Raw genomic sequence first — 579 nt, 5'->3', positions numbered from 1 at the left:
CGTCAGATCTGCATCAGAGACAGCCCGCCCCGGCGCCGCTTCAGGCCGCGAGCCCTCCGATCGCCACGCCCAGCAGCGCGCCCATCGCCAGGAACGGCCCCATGCAGAACTCCGTCCGCCGCCCCGCTCCCCGCGCGATCACCAGGAAGAGCGCGTAACCGGCCGCGAGGAGGAACCCGGCGAACACGCCGGTCAACAGGACGTCCCATCCGTACCAGCCCAGAGCCGCGCCGAGGGCGGGAGCCAACTTCACGTCCCCCAGCCCCATTCCGGCCGGACTGATCAGCGCCAACACGAAGAAGACCCCCGCCAACACCGCCGCCCCTCCCAACGCCCGGGGCCAGGAGCCCTGCCCGCCGGGCACCAGCGCCGCGATCCCCGTACCGAGCACCGCGAGTGCCCCGAGGGGAAGGGTGAGGACGTCCGGCAGCCGGAGCACCGCGATGTCCACCGCGGCCAGGACCGTCGCGCCCGGCACCAGGAGCAGCCAGACCACCGTCTCGGGGGTGGGACCGCAGGCGGCGGCGAGCAGGGCCGCGCACGCCGCTCCCGCCAGCGCGGGACGGAGGGGGCCGGGAC

General features: G+C 75.0%; 1 protein-coding gene. It reads right to left on the bottom strand.

What is annotated here, in order from left to right:
- Nucleotides 1-40: 40 nt before the first annotated feature.
- The coding region (locus tag FOE67_RS27905) for a prepilin peptidase (protein WP_182667576.1) at nucleotides 41-579 on the bottom strand (539 nt) is incomplete at its 5' end.

The sequence above is a fragment of the Streptomyces calidiresistens genome (assembly GCF_014141525.1).
Taxonomy (GTDB): domain Bacteria; phylum Actinomycetota; class Actinomycetes; order Streptomycetales; family Streptomycetaceae; genus Streptomyces; species Streptomyces calidiresistens.
This window is presented reverse-complemented; position numbering and strand designations above follow the sequence as displayed.